The sequence below is a fragment of the Paenibacillus profundus genome, from assembly GCF_021369635.1.
In the GTDB taxonomy this organism is placed as follows: Bacteria; Bacillota; Bacilli; order Paenibacillales; family Paenibacillaceae; genus Paenibacillus_B; species Paenibacillus_B profundus.
Genome location: NZ_JAJNBZ010000035.1, coordinates 45,244 through 59,473 on the forward strand (window position 1 = coordinate 45,244; position 14,230 = coordinate 59,473).

At 47.2% G+C, this 14,230-nt stretch carries 10 protein-coding genes and 1 pseudogene; 10 read left to right on the forward strand and 1 reads right to left on the reverse strand.

The window, feature by feature from the left end; genetic code table 11:
* Positions 1–79: 79 nt before the first annotated feature.
* Positions 80–862, reverse strand: coding sequence for a formate/nitrite transporter family protein (locus LQV63_RS26360; RefSeq protein ID WP_233698909.1), 783 nt, complete (start codon positions 860–862; stop codon positions 80–82).
* Positions 863–1,028: 166 nt separating this feature from the next.
* On the opposite strand from LQV63_RS26360, the gene murB reads away from it, so the two are divergent.
* The 10 genes and pseudogenes from murB (at position 1,029) to LQV63_RS26410 (ending at position 14,098) form a co-directional block, all read left to right on the forward strand.
* Positions 1,029–1,946: a UDP-N-acetylmuramate dehydrogenase gene (murB, locus tag LQV63_RS26365; RefSeq protein ID WP_233698910.1), complete on the forward strand. Its 918-nt coding sequence runs from the start codon at positions 1,029–1,031 to the stop codon at positions 1,944–1,946.
* Between the two features lie 244 nt (positions 1,947–2,190).
* Positions 2,191–2,319: pseudogene (locus LQV63_RS26370) on the forward strand (MFS transporter); the annotation flags it as partial.
* Positions 2,320–2,489: 170 nt separating this feature from the next.
* Positions 2,490–3,686, forward strand: a complete 1,197-nt coding sequence (locus LQV63_RS26375) for an MFS transporter (RefSeq protein ID WP_233698911.1) — start codon at positions 2,490–2,492, stop codon at positions 3,684–3,686.
* 185 nt (positions 3,687–3,871) lie between these two features.
* Entirely contained in the window at positions 3,872–5,713 is a 1,842-nt protein-coding gene (locus LQV63_RS26380; RefSeq protein ID WP_233698912.1) for an ABC transporter ATP-binding protein, read from the forward strand.
* Positions 5,710–7,452, forward strand: a complete 1,743-nt coding sequence (locus tag LQV63_RS26385) for an ABC transporter ATP-binding protein (RefSeq protein ID WP_233698913.1) — start codon at positions 5,710–5,712, stop codon at positions 7,450–7,452. The genes LQV63_RS26380 and LQV63_RS26385 overlap by 4 nt, the downstream gene beginning before the upstream one ends.
* Before the next feature lie 181 nt (positions 7,453–7,633).
* Complete coding sequence (locus tag LQV63_RS26390; RefSeq protein ID WP_233698914.1) at positions 7,634–8,584, forward strand: helix-turn-helix transcriptional regulator; 951 nt, start codon at positions 7,634–7,636, stop codon at positions 8,582–8,584.
* A gap of 195 nt (positions 8,585–8,779) precedes the next feature.
* Positions 8,780–9,379 carry a sugar O-acetyltransferase gene (locus LQV63_RS26395; protein WP_233698915.1) on the forward strand — a complete coding sequence of 200 codons (600 nt, stop codon included), beginning with the start codon at positions 8,780–8,782 and terminating at the stop codon, positions 9,377–9,379.
* A gap of 208 nt (positions 9,380–9,587) precedes the next feature.
* Positions 9,588–10,154 (forward strand): TetR/AcrR family transcriptional regulator, encoded by a 567-nt coding sequence (locus tag LQV63_RS26400; RefSeq protein ID WP_019422207.1) that lies wholly within the window; start codon positions 9,588–9,590, stop codon positions 10,152–10,154.
* A gap of 148 nt (positions 10,155–10,302) precedes the next feature.
* Positions 10,303–13,500, forward strand: a complete 3,198-nt coding sequence (locus LQV63_RS26405; protein WP_233698916.1) for a bifunctional cytochrome P450/NADPH--P450 reductase — start codon at positions 10,303–10,305, stop codon at positions 13,498–13,500.
* A 142-nt stretch (positions 13,501–13,642) separates the two neighbouring features.
* A complete protein-coding gene (locus tag LQV63_RS26410) occupies positions 13,643–14,098 on the forward strand; it encodes a V4R domain-containing protein (RefSeq protein ID WP_019422205.1) in 456 nt (151 codons plus the stop codon).
* Positions 14,099–14,230: the final 132 nt, after the last annotated feature.

Here is a 14,230-nt window from a genome sequence, read left to right on the forward strand (position 1 = left end):
CAGTGAAACTGCAATTGAACGGGATGGGCCGTCGCTGCTATGTGATGCACGGCTTCCGCTCCCTTTCACTTCATACCAATTAAATCTTGTTCCGGTTTCGCTTATTCAAGTAAAAATAGATCATCCCCATAAAGACGCTGCCCCCGATCATATTGCCGAAAGTTACAGGAATCAGATTATGCAAGGCGCCGTACAGCGAGATGCCGGCCGGATGCTCCATGAACAATGCGATAGAGAAAGAGGTCATGTTGGCGATGCTGTGCTCGAAGCCGGATATGAAGAAGCAGTAGACAAACAGAATCATCGCAAATATTTTAGGCCCGTCGCCCTTCAGGGTCATCGGAATAAAGAATGCCATGCAGACAAGCCAATTGCATAAGATCGCCCGGAAAAATAATTGAAACGTCGATGCCTCCATCTTATGCGCTACTACATCATAAAAGAATACGTTGCTGTTATATCCGCGGAACAATCCAGTGCCCCATAAGAGGGCTGCAAATAAGAGTGCGCCTATAAAGTTGCCGAGATAGCTGGTACCCCAAATTTTAAACGTATCACTCCAAGTCGTCGATCCGCGCAGAGTGGAGAAGGTGAAGTAGAACGTATTCCCCGTGAACAGATCTCCGCCCGCGTAGCCGATCAATATGATAGCCGCTCCAAACGTGACGGCAGCCGTCGTATAGGCGAACGGTGAAGCGCCTTCGTCGAATAGATTGCCCGTCTTAAACGCGACAACCACGCCGAACCCGATGAACATGCTTGCCATGATGGAACGAAGCAGGTACTGGAACTTGTTGGAGTCCCACGCCGCTTTCTTTTTTAATGCTAATGTCTCCACCTGATCTAACGGATGCTGTTCCATGACCTGCTCCTTGTTTCTTTTCTCTTCGTTTAGCACACCCTTAATTGGATAAGATACCCTATAGCGTACGTATCCATGCGTATCGATTGATTATCTGTGCATAGCCTATTACGAGGGTTATTGGTTATAATGGATATGCGAAAAAGAAAAGTAAGGATGGAGTAGCATGCATAACCTCTTAGAACGTTATTACCAATTACGCGAATTGATCTCGGAAGATTCCATAAGACATGATGAATTATTGAAACAGCACACCTATACCCGCATGGGCGGCAAGGCCGATCTGTATGTGACGCCTGACCGTCACGAGGAATTGCAAGTTATCATTAACTTTGCGCGTCAGCATCAACTGCCGCTTACCATTCTCGGCTTTGGCTCCAATCTGATCGTTAAGGACGGCGGGATTCGGGGCATCGTAGTCAACTTGAACAGGCTGAACCAGATTGTCCGCAATGAGCATAAGATTATCGCGCAAAGCGGCGCAGCCATCATCGACGTGTCACGCGCCGCGCTTGAACACCGGCTGTCCGGACTTGAATTCGCCTGCGGCATTCCGGGATCGGTAGGCGGAGCGCTCTACATGAACGCCGGTGCGTACGGAGGCGAGATTGCGGATGTGCTGGAAAGCGCACTGGTGCTAACGCCTGAAGGAGAGCTTGTCCGTCTGACGAAGGAACAGCTCGAATTAGGCTACCGCCGGAGCAATATCGGACCGAACCGGTATATTGTGCTGGAAGCGACTTTCTCGCTTGTGTCAGGCGAATACGATGCGGTTAAGGCCAAGATGGATGAGCTGACGAACTTGCGCGAATCCAAGCAGCCGCTTGAATACCCTTCATGCGGCAGCGTCTTTAAGCGTCCTCCGGGCCGCTTTGCCGGCCAACTGATTCAGGAATCCGGGCTGCAGGGTACGCGGATCGGCGGCGCCGAGGTGTCCACGAAGCATGCCGGGTTTATCGTTAACGTAGACGATGCGACGGCAAGCGAATATATTTCGCTTATCCGCCACGTGCAGCAGACGGTCAACGAACGGTTCGGCGTGGAGCTTGAGACTGAAGTACGCATTATCGGCGAAGACAAGTAGTGACAGTGTCCATCATAAATAAGCGATCGATTCGTACATGGACACCCGTATCATGGCGCCTCAAGCGCAATAGCAGGTTAAGATTGGCGTGAATGTCCACGTTTCTTTGCTGAAGATTGTATTGCTGTACCGTTTAGACGTGTACGACAAGCAGAAGGCTTGCACCGAAAGGTGCTATGCTTTCTGCTCTTTTTATTTTTATATATACGCACACAAAGGAGTGTAACTAGACATGATAACGAACATGAACCACGGTTGGAAGAGAAGAGTAGCCTTGTTTCTCACCGCTCAGACGATATCCCTATTCGGCTCATCTTCGGTTCAGTATGCAATTATTTTGTATATCACCTTGAGGACATCATCAGGAATCATGTTTTATAGGAGGGCTTAACGCTAATAGTGTGCGGTTTAAACGTAATGTGCATTATAAATCCGTTTTTCCGTAAGAACAATCCGTTTCAAGGTAGAAATGCTTACGTTTTTCACTTAACATTCAAAAGTGAAGCATCAATAAAAGATGCTGCGAAAGGGGAAAATGTGAAAGTGGCTAGAATTCGATTCAGTATCTTTTTTAGTGTATTTGTTGCGATGGTTGCATTGATGATTATTGCTCCTATCATGCCTCCGCTCATCCGCGAATTGGGGTTAAGCGAAACCCACTCGGGCTTGATTATATCCTTAGGCTCTATTGCAATGGCTTTGATGGCGCCGGTGTGGGGACGGCTCAGTGATATCAAAGGAAGAAAGCCCGTCATTTTGATTGGCTTCCTGGGCATGTTTGTGAGCTACGTCTTGTTTACGGCGACGATGTATGCTGGACTGACGGGGCTCATTAAAGGCGGACTGTTAGTCGCATTGCTGATAGCAGCGCGCGCTATGGTTGGTCTGTTTATTCCAGCCGTCCCTTCGTCGGCACAGGCGTATATGGCGGATGTCACAGATGAAAAAGACCGTTCTGCAGGCATGGCATTCATAGGAGCTGCAAATGGACTGGGCCTCGTGCTTGGACCTGCGATAGCTGGCGTATTTGCTCTTATCGGACTAATTTGGCCCCTTTATATCGGAGCTATGCTGCCGATCATGGCATTTGTCGTTGTGCTGCTGTTGATCCCAGCCCATAAACCGATGATTCAAGACAAGCCGCCAAAGGTCAATCCATTTCAAAAAGGCGTTCGTCTTTATTTGTTTGCCGGTCTGGTAACGATGCTCAGTGTTGTTACCCTGCAAGTGATCGGAGGCTTCTATTTCCAGGACCAATTATCTTTGACTACCCAAGAAACGGCGCGAATGCTCTCGATGGGGTTGATGTTTACCGGGGTAGCGATGATCATTACGCAAGGGATTCAAATGAAAAATCAAAAATGGCAGCCCAAACAACTGCTTCTGGTTGGATCACTGCTGTTCATGATCAGCATGGCGCTCTTTTTGTTCGTTATTAGCTTGATCAGCTATTACCTGGCATTCTTTTTGTTCGGGGTAGGAGCGGGCCTTATGATGCCAGGCTTTATGGCGGGTTCATCGCTCGCCGTTTCCAGCGAGCAACAGGGAGGCATAGCGGGTCTTTTAGCATCAGTTCAAGGTCTTTCGGCTGTGATTGCGCCAATTCTTAGCACAAGCCTGTACCAAGTAAATAGACATCTTCCGTTTGCAATCATCGCTGCCTTGGTTCTCGTGTTGGCCATAACGATGTTTACCGCGACAAATAAGACTACCGAGAGCAGAGCGGTAACCGGTCAGTAGCAATCATCCATATTAGAGGGTTCATTTTTTTTCGCACCCATTGATAATGATTATCTTTATCGTTAATATAGGATTAATGGTTATAGTCATGCAATCCTCAATCTCATGTTGACTAGACAACAATATATCACCCTATATTACTAAGCACTTGCTGCTAAGTAGACTATACGAAGGAAGGGATAGACATGAGTGCCAAATCTGAAATGTCAGGTTTGATAAAAATAGCCAGTGAAAAAAAGGGATTATTAACAGCGGCCAGCTTGTTCTCCATCCTTTCAAGCCTGCTGCAAATCGCACCATTTATCGCGGTATATAACATTATCGAGGAATTGTTGCGACATGCGCAGCAGCCTGCAAGCATAGACAAGGAATATATCCTATATTGGGGTATCTTTGCTCTCATCGCTTTGATTGCCGCGTTACTTACTTTATATATCGGTGTAATGTGTTCTCATATCGCAGCTTTCAGCATCCTCTATAAGCTAAGGGTGCGACTGGCCGAGCATGTTGCAAAAGTTCCAATGGGTTATCATACGAAAACGGCGACAGGGGAACTCAAAAAGATAATCGAGGTCAGTGTTGAAAAAATAGAAAAATTTATCGCTCACCAATTGCCTGATACCGTCTGTGCGGTGATTATGCCGATTCTATTGCTCAGCTATTTATTTTGGCTCGACTGGCGGCTGGCTCTCGTGCTGCTCATTCCGATCGGCATCGGTTTTTGGCTGCAGTTCCGTATGTTCGGCAACGTAATGGGACAAACGGCCTACAGAGAATTTCAACATGCGGTGGAAGAAATGAATGCAACAGGCGTGGAATATGTCAGGGGTATGCCGGCAGTAAAAGTATTCGGGATCACGGCGGATTCATTTCTCACTTTCAAGCAAGCAGTGACCAGATACCGCGATATTTCTTTACATATTACGGATTTATTTAAGACACCGTACAGTCTCTTTTCTGTCATTGTAAGCTCTTTGTTTACTTTCATTATCCCCATCGGAATTCTGCTGTTGAGCGGTAATTCCGGCAATCAATCGTTTGCGATTACGTTTATTTTGTTTCTCATTATTGCACCAAGCTTATCCACGCCGTTGTTGAATTTGATGTATCTGGGCGGCGGGCTGAGAGAAATTGTGGAAGGAAACAAGCGGATTGAAGCTGTGTTTGCGGAACCGGTTGTAACGGAGCCTGTTGTACCCCAAGTTCCTGTCAGTTACGATATCGCCTTCCAGCATGTTTCATTCGCATATGAACGGAAAGGAAGCAAAGATTTCAAATCGGTATTACAGGACATTCATTTTGTGGCAAAAGCAGGGGAAATGACAGCATTAGTCGGTCCTTCAGGCGGCGGAAAATCGACCATTGCCAATCTATTGCTTCGTTTTTGGGATGTTCAGGAGGGCGAGATAACGATTGGCGGCGTTCCGATTCGAGAGATGGGAACGAATACGCTGATGGAAACCGTCTCCTTTGTATTTCAAGACGTTCATCTTTTTTACGATACAATTGAAGCGAATATTCGAATGGGCAATATGACAGTATCCAAAGAAGCCGTCATTGAAGTCTCAAAGACTGCCTGCTGTCATGAATTTATCGAGAAGCTGGAGCACGGGTACGACACGAAAATAGGAGAGGGCGGCACCTATTTATCAGGGGGAGAGGCGCAACGAATTGCCATCGCTCGGGCGCTGCTTAAAAATGCGCCAATTCTGGTGCTGGACGAAGCGACGGCTTATGCGGACGCTGAAAACGAAAAGAAGATTCAGCAAGGGCTCATTGAGCTTGTGAAAGGGAAGACCGTCCTTATCATTGCTCATCGCCTGTCCACGATTCGTGCGGCAGAACAAATTCTTGTCGTCAAGCAGGGGGAAATCGTCGAACACGGAACGCACGACGAACTGCGGGCAGAAAACGGGTTGTACGAGCAAATGTGGCAAGCACATCAAAGTGCCTCCTCTTGGAGACTGGGTGCAGAGAATATAATATCGTCGCCACAAGTAATTCCTGCAGGGGAGGCTTCCAGATGAATCAATACTTTTACAACATTTCGGCAGGCAACATCAAAAATTTATGGCCTTCCGCTTTTGCAGCCATATTGGACGGCATAGCCAAAATCATTCCGGCAGCTTTGCTAATCGATATTTTTAATACCATTTATGAATCTTTTGCGTATCCGGAAAAGGGCTTGAACACCGGGCGGATGTGGATCGTATGCATCATTCTGATCGTCTGGCTGATGGTGTCCTATGCCGCTACTTCTTTTCTTTACGATAAATCTTTTAAAGCTGCCTACAGCTTGGCAGCATCCGGTCGCTTAAAAATAGCCGAGCACCTGCGACATCTATCGTTAGGTTATTTCGGACAGCGGGATCCAGGTGATATGACGAACTTATTGCTGAGCGACTACGGACAAGTCGAACATACGATATCTCACAATGTGCCGCAATTGATTAGCGCGATTATGCTGCCCGTACTGGCATTCGCGGGGCTTGTATTTGTGGACTGGAGAATGGCATTGTCCATGTTCATAGCGGTCCCAATAGGGGGATTGCTGCTGTGGCTGACAGACTCGATTCAAGCGCGCTTAAGTGAACGTCATGTCAGGGCCAAAAATGAGGCTGCCAGTCGACTGCAGGAGTATTTAGCCGGTATACGCGAGATCAAAGCCCACAATATGGGCGGGGATCGGTTTGAACGTTTACGCCTTTCATTTGACCAATTGAAACGCGCTTCGATTCGGCTTGAAGGTCTCGTAGGTCCTCTTATTATGGGAGCGATGCTGCTGATCCGCTCCGGGATGACCATCATGATTTATGCCGGAAGCTATCTGCTTGTTGGCGGAACGTTGACTCTTCCCATCTTTCTTTTGTTCTTGCTGCTTGGGACTCGAATCTTTGAACCGTTAACCGTCGTGTTAATGAACTATGGCGGAATGCGGTATTCTGCTTATAGCGCACAGCGGATCATGGACGTGCAGCAGCATGCACCGATGCAGGGCACAGCAAGCATCGAGTCTTCCGGGCCGATCGTGTTCGACCGGGTCACATTTGGATATGACGCCGATACGCCTGTCCTGAAGGACTTGTCTTTTACGATCCAGCCGAATACGATCACGGCTTTGGTAGGACCGTCCGGAAGCGGGAAGAGCACCGTAACACGCTTGATTGCGCGCTTCTGGGAAGTTCAACAGGGAGAAATCAGGATTGGGGGACATTCCATTCGAGATGTCAATCCGGAAAACCTGCTGCAGCATATGTCCATGGTATTCCAGGATGTGTATCTATTCCAAGATACGATCGGCAACAATATCCGCATCGGCAACATGAACGCAACGCAAGCAGAGATTGAAGAAGCGGCCAAGCGCGCTTGTTGTCATGACTTCATCTCCCAATTGCCGCAAGGATATGATACGCCGGTAGGAGAAGGCGGCTCGACATTATCCGGAGGTGAAAAGCAGCGGATTTCGATTGCCAGAGCATTGTTGAAGAATGCGTCGATTGTGCTGCTGGATGAAGCAACCGCTTCTTTGGATCCGGAAAATGAACTTGCTGTGCAGCAGGCCATCAATGAGCTGGTCGCCGATAAAACCGTCATTCTGATTGCGCATCGCTTCAAAACGATTCAGAATACAGACAAGATTCTTGTCCTTGAGCATGGCCGACTCGTTGAAGAAGGCACTCATCGCACCTTGTTGGCTCAAGAAGGTCTATATGCAAAGTTATGGAGGTTGCAGCAGGATTCCGATGGGTGGCAAGTGAAATCTTGAATCGACATAAGGATGTTCATAATGAAACTTTTTCCTGAGGGAAAAAGTTTTTCGTATTTACAACATATTTTTATTAGGATAAAATGAACTCATCTTGATGGCACTTTAGAGTGGAGGAGAATAGCTTTGAAACTGCAAATAGACACCTGGGATTTGAGCGGCGCTTACGGGGACTGGCAAGATGTCACTCCATCCCCCCCCACAGAAGCAGCACCATCAAATCTATTCCATTCCGACTGTGAGCGGAACAGGGCATTTACAACGGATTTTCTTAAGACAAGGCTTGGAGATCAATTGGTTCGACGCCGAATTGCACGAGCCGGTTACGATGGATGTCGGGGTTCATTATCCTCACTTGGAAATCTCTTATACGATGTCTGGCACAGGCTGCTGGGAGACATCGACCCGAACCTTCAACTTATCTGCAGGCGTCTCGTCGCTGATATATATGAGGGAGGCGAGGCTTCATGCCGAGCTCTCCCCAAAAGAGCCTTTACAGCATATGGAGCTTCGAATCGATCTGAGGCATTTCAATACCGTTCTTCCCGAGCTGGATCGATTGACGGCCAATCCGGTCTACTGCAGACAAACGGCAGGTTCTCCGCAAATTCCGCTCATCGTGGAACAAATGAAGCGTTGTCCGTATAACGGATCACTCCAGAAGCTTTACTTGGAAGGGAAAGCACTCGAATTGCTGGCCTTCCATTTAGATGGAACGGATAAGGAAGAGACGAGTCAACAAGTCAAATCCAAGCTGACAGCCGAAGATATCCAATGCCTTCATGAAGCGAAGGATATATTATCCCGTACTTGGAAGCAGCCACCGAGCCTGCTTGGACTTGCAAGATTAACCGGGCTTAATGATTACAAGCTGAAGCTCGGCTTCAAAGAGTTGTTCGGCACCACTGTATTCGGTTATGTGCGAAGCCTGCGAATGAATGAAGCGCGATATATATTAGAGCAAGGAAAAGCCAATGTCAGTGAAACGGCCATCATGGTTGGGTATCACAATGTAAGCCACTTTGCATCGCTCTTTCGCAAAACCTTTGGTTACAACCCTAGTGAATTCGGAAAACTTGCCTCTGCAGTTGCTCTTTCACAACAAAAGAATCCGCACATTGTTTCCAGGTGATTAGCCAAGAACGCTAGCTTGACTCTTAAAGTAAATGAGGAATATTACGAATGCTCGTCAATCGCATTGCGTTCCGTAAGCCATGTTTGGTGAATACAGTCACGAATTGATGTTGAAGTAGCAGAATTATATCGATATAATAATTATATATATAGAACATATTAAATATAACTTTTTTAAAATGGGAGAAATGATATGAGTATTCAAAATAAGTTTGACTTTATGAAAACAGGAAAAATGTATAACGATTTAGATCCAGAAATAGTAGCGTATAGAGAGAAGATAGTACTGAAAACCAACGAATACAATCAAAGTTTCGGACAACCACGTGAAACAAGAGAAAAGATTCTCCAAGAATTTATGGGTAGCATTGGTGAAAATGTTCATTTTGAGCCAACATTCCGTTGTGAATTCGGAGCCAATATTCATATTGGCAATGATTTCTATGCAAATTTCGATTGTGTGATGTTAGATGGCGGGAAAATTACCATTGGTGATAACGTACTTTTTGGTCCCAGAGCTGGACTATACACTTCTAATCATGCCATTAACCATGAAGAACGTAAGCAAGGCGGTTGCTTTTCTAAGCCCATTAGAGTGGGGGATAATGTGTGGTTTGGAGCAAATGTAACGGTCATGCCCGGTGTCACTATTGGAGACAATACGGTGATTGGCGCTGGAAGTGTGGTTACTTCTGATATCCCAAGCAACGTGATTGCAGTTGGCGTTCCTTGTAAAGTGCTTAGAGAAATTACCGAAGCTGACAAGACCGACTATCTGCTAACACTAAGATAACGCCAAAGAGTAGCAATGCCGTAGTACATTTAACCAAAGGAGCCGCGTATATCGCGGTTTTTTTATTGTAACGATAATTTTTGCTGCTGAAATATTGAGATGCGGCGAAAAAGGCTGAATCAACGTTATATTCAGACTTGAATTCTTAATTTTGTTGGTATATTATGTAATGGAATGAACGTTCATTCCGCATGAAAGGTGAGATCTAGTGACGACGAATAAGAGAGAAGATATTTTACTAGCAGCATTAAATCTGTTTACCGAACGTGGTTTCGATGCGACAACCGTACCGATGATAGCAGACACCGCAAAAGTAGGCGCGGGTACCATTTATCGATATTTCGACAATAAAGAGGTTCTACTGAATTCCTTGTTTCAAGAATGCGTAGTGCAATTTTTCCAGACGATAACGCAAGGTTTTCCCGAATCCGGAACCGTTCGCCAGCAGTTTCATCACATTTTTTTTCAAACGATCCACTTCGCAAAAGGGAACAGGGAAGCTTTTTCGTTCATCGACTCGCACTTGAATCCTCGATTACTGGACGATAGAAGCCTGAAATCATTCGAAGTAGGCATGGATTTTATTCGTCACTTCTTAGTCCAAGGACAGCAGCAGGGCATTATCTCTTCGTTACCGCCTAATGCGCTGATCTCCATTTTCTACGGTGCTCTCGTCAAATTGTTTGAAACGATAAGAGCGGAGGTACTGGAGGAAACGGACGAACTTCTTGCAGGTGTGGAGGAATGTTGCTGGAATGCGATCCGAGTCCATTAACTCGGTCGTCTTCATAACGTAAACGGAATGAATATTCATTCCTATCTTAGTCCCGTGTCCACCAAGGTCGGTCATCAGTACCAGAAGCAGGCTCCAATTGAACTACCTCTTACCAAAAAGAAGTATTGAATTTAGGAGGCGTAGTAATATGTCTATTGCGATTCCACAGCCCAAATCGTACGGACCACTCGGAAACGTGCCCCACATTAATCCTGACACGCCCGTTATGTCATTCATGAAGCTTGCGGAAGAATATGGTGAAATTTTCCGAATGAAGCTGCCGTTTGGAACCTTACATGTTGTTTCGGGATATGAATTGGCGAAAGAACTTAGTGATTCATCGCGCTTCGGCAAGGTCGTCGATAAAACGATTTTAGACAACGTGCGAGCTTTTGCAGGGGACGGCTTGTTCACGTCCGAAACCGACGATATGAATTGGAAGAAGGCCCACAATATTTTGCTCCCGAGCTTTAGCCGCACGGCTATGCGCGGATATTTTGACATGATGCTGGATCTGGCCACGCAGCTTATTCAAAAGTGGTCGCGCCTGAATCCCGACGAATGCGTAGAGGTTCCAGAGGACATGACCAGGCTGGCAATGGATACGATCGGGTTATGCGGCTTCAATTATCGGTTCAACAGCTTCTATCGCGAACAACCCCATCCGTTCGTTACCAGTATGGTTCGGGCGTTGAATGAAGCTATGAATCAAGCTCAGCGTCTCGGCATTCAAGATAAGCTCATGATTAAGACGAGGCGCCAGTTTATGCAGGACATCGAGGTTATGTTCTCATTAGTGGATAAAATCATCGCCGAACGCAAAGCCCACGGTCATCAGGAGACGGATGACTTGTTAGCCCATATGCTGCAGGGAAAAGATCCGGATACGGGAGAAGCTTTGGATGATGCGAATATTCGTTTTCAGATCATTACGTTTTTGGTAGCCGGCCACGAGACTACAAGCGGTTTGTTGTCTTTTGCGTTGTATTTTCTGTTGAACAATCGCGATAAGCTGCAAAAGGGATATGAGGAAGTGGATCGCGTATTAACGGATCCCGTTCCGACTTACGCTCAGGTAAAGAACTTGAAATATATCCGGATGATTCTCGATGAGTCGCTGCGTCTATGGCCTACAGCCCCGGCCTTTAATCTGCAAGTGAAAGAAGATACGTTGCTGGCGGGGAAATACGCGATGAAAAAAGGGGATCGCTTGCTTGTGCTGATCCCTCAATTGCATCGCGATGTTACCGCGTGGGGAGACGATGCGGAGGAATTCCGTCCGGAGCGGTTCGAGGATCCGAGCCGAATTCCCCATGATGCCTACAAACCATTCGGTATCGGTCAGCGGGCTTGCATCGGTCAGCAATTTGCTCTGCAAGAGGCGACGCTTGTGCTGGGACTGATTCTCAAACATTTCGAACTCATCGATCATACTCACTATCAATTGAAGTTAATGGAATCGCTAACATTGAAACCCGAAGGGTTCACCATGCAAGTCCGTGTCCGCAACAAACAAGCCGGCTATATCCCTGCAGGCGACGGGTGCAGTACGCAATCGGCAATGAAAATAGCGGTTAATCAAGGCGAGCCGGATCAGGTGGAACGCCATGATACTCCGTTGCTGGTGCTTTATGGATCCGATCTTGGCACAGCGGAGGGTATTGCCCGGGAATTAGCGGATACGGCACGTTATCAAGGCTTCCGAAGCAAGGTTGCGCCTCTGAATGATTATACTGGCAAACTGCCCACAGACGGCGTTACTTATATAGTAACGGCTTCTTATAATGGCCAGCCGCCCAATAATGCGCGCGGCTTCGTTCAGTGGTTGCAAGAAGTGACGCCCGGTGAATTGGAAGGTGTTCGTTATTGCGTCTTTGGCTGCGGTGACCATAACTGGGCCAGCACGTATCAGAGCGTTCCGAAATTCATTGACGAGCAGCTCGCATCCAAAGGAGCAACAAGGCTGCTTCCTATCGGGGAAGGCGACGCCAGCGGCGATTTCGAGACAGAGGTGGAAATCTGGCGTGATCAGTTGTGGCCTGCAGTCATGGGCTCATTCGGATTGAGCGTCAAAGAAAAGGAAAGACGCGTAACCCCTGCTTTGTCTATAGAGGTTGTCAGCGGAACGGTAGATGCACCGCTTGCCGAAACGTATAATGCCCATTACGCAACGATACTAGACAACCACGAATTGCAAAAAGGAGGGGATGGGCGCAGTACGCGTCATATTGAAATCGAACTACCGGAAGGAGTGTCGTATCGAGAGGGAGATCATTTGGGCGTTTTTCCTCTGAATCGGAAAGAACTCGTCGAGCGTGTGTTAAGCCGATTTGGGTTGAATGGCAACGACCATGTCATTCTGCATACGACCGGATTGAGCGTGGCGCACCTGCCGCTGGATCGCCCTGTAAAGCTATACGACCTGCTGAGCCGCAGCGTGGAATTGCAAGAGGCCGCAACTCGAGCGCAGATTCGGGAGCTTGCCGCATTGACCATATGTCCGCCGCATAAGCTAGAGCTGGAAGCTATGATGGGGGAAGAAGCATACAAATTGAACGTCCTTCAGAAACGGATTTCGATCCTTGACCTGTTGGAAAAATACGAGGCATGCGAAATGTCGTTCGAACGCTTTTTGGAGCTATTGCCTCTTCTTAAAGTTAGATACTATTCGATTTCCAGTTCTCCTCGCATACAGCCGCAGGAGGCCAGCATTACCGTTGGCGTTGTGCGAGGTCCTGCATGGAGCGGCCAAAATGAATATCGAGGGGTTGCTTCCAATTATCTTGCCGACATGCAGCCGGGAGATTCGATCGTGATGTTCGTGCGTACGCCGCAGTCGGGCTTCCAGCTTCCTGAAGATCCAGGGACTCCGATTATTATGGTAGGCCCAGGGGTTGGGATTGCGCCGTTCCGCGGATTTCTTCAAGCACGTCGTACCCTTAAGCAGCGAGGAGTTCATCTCGGCACAGCGCATCTCTATTTCGGCTGCCGCGATGCAACGGATCATATATACGAAGAAGAGCTGGAGCAGTACCAACAAGAGGGGCTTGTTACCGTACACACCGCATTTTCACGGATTAAAGGGCAGCCGAAAACTTATGTTCAACATCTGATGACACAGCGTGAGCAGGAGCTAATCGGCATCTTGGATCAGGGAGGACGGTTCTATGTGTGCGGAGACGGGAGCAAGATGGCCCCAAATGTAGAGGCAACCCTGCAAAAGTCTTATCAAGTTGTTCACGGCGTTAGCGAAACAGTAGCGAAAAAATGGCTGGATCGTCTCGCGGTCGAGGGACAGTATGTCAAAGACGTGTGGGCAGGGGGAAAGCTTGATTCTTTGGATTAAAATGCGCAAGTGATGGTATTATGTAATATCAAATTGGAGTCACTGCTATTCATAAATGTGTGCAGGATCACTCTCTTATTATACTGAAATGTTAAACTATAGCCGTAACCCTATAAAGTAAGCAAAGAGAGGCGCAGCAGGCATGAAAGAAGCATTTACTTACGAAGACATGAAGTTAATCGGTCGGGAGAAGCTGGGAACCCAGGTGCCACTGGAGTTGTTCCGGACAATCCGCTTGATTGGCTTACATCAAGCACTGCCTATGGGCGGGAAGGGAACTACCGTCACAATTGGCCGCAAAATAGGAGAATCGCTGCCTGTATCCACGTTAGAGGATATCTTGGTTCTGTTCGAAGAGCTTCAGATTGGTATCCCGAAAGTTGTATATCAGGATGAGCATAAGCTTCGGATAGCAGTTGAGGAATGTTTCTGCAAGGGGCTTCCGGTGATGGAAGGGAAGATGGTCTGTGATTTGGAAGGAGCCATATTAGAAGGGGCTATCAATAAAATATGGAAAGACAAGGTATCCGTGCGAGAAGTTATGTGCAACGTATGCGGGGATGATCATTGTGAATATGAGATCCGTTATATACGATAGGGTTTGCCCAATACATAAAAAACTATAGTTGTCGTTTCTCTCGATTAACTTGCCGAAATAGAAGCTTCCCACTATTGACTAGAGCGTGTCTTCAAACCTAATTTAGCCATAAAAGAATAGAGGCCAGCGATA

Coding starts and splice junctions, on each gene's coding strand:
- LQV63_RS26380 (WP_233698912.1), top strand. CDS start 3,872: ATGAGTGCCAAATCTGAAATGTCAGGTTTGATAAAAATAGCCAGTGAA.
- LQV63_RS26360 (WP_233698909.1), bottom strand. CDS start 862: ATGGAACAGCATCCGTTAGATCAGGTGGAGACATTAGCATTAAAAAAG.
- LQV63_RS26385 (WP_233698913.1), top strand. CDS start 5,710: ATGAATCAATACTTTTACAACATTTCGGCAGGCAACATCAAAAATTTA.
- LQV63_RS26410 (WP_019422205.1), top strand. CDS start 13,643: ATGAAAGAAGCATTTACTTACGAAGACATGAAGTTAATCGGTCGGGAG.
- LQV63_RS26390 (WP_233698914.1), top strand. CDS start 7,634: ATGTCACTCCATCCCCCCCCACAGAAGCAGCACCATCAAATCTATTCC.
- murB (WP_233698910.1), top strand. CDS start 1,029: ATGCATAACCTCTTAGAACGTTATTACCAATTACGCGAATTGATCTCG.
- LQV63_RS26395 (WP_233698915.1), top strand. CDS start 8,780: ATGAGTATTCAAAATAAGTTTGACTTTATGAAAACAGGAAAAATGTAT.
- LQV63_RS26405 (WP_233698916.1), top strand. CDS start 10,303: ATGTCTATTGCGATTCCACAGCCCAAATCGTACGGACCACTCGGAAAC.